Genomic DNA, 248 nt, shown 5'->3' with positions numbered 1-248 from the left:
GGGGGGGGTGTGGGGGACACCAGAAGCGTGTCCTCCTTTTCGGCCTCTTGGTGAACCCCCCCCCCCCCCCCCCCCCCCCGAGCCACGGGGCCCGCCACACCCTTTTCGTAGCCAGCCGGGCCCGCGTCAGCGGGCCCAACGGTCCTGGAGGCGCAGCCGGAAGGACCGTTGGGCGGGGGAGCGCAGCGGACCCGCCGGCCAGGCTGGAGCGAAGCGGAAGCCTGGTAGCGGGACGGAGTCCCGCAGGG

The organism is Streptomyces sp. NPDC030799 (assembly GCF_055572255.1).
The sequence above is the reverse complement of the archived record's forward strand: the minus strand, read 5'-3'. Positions refer to the sequence as shown.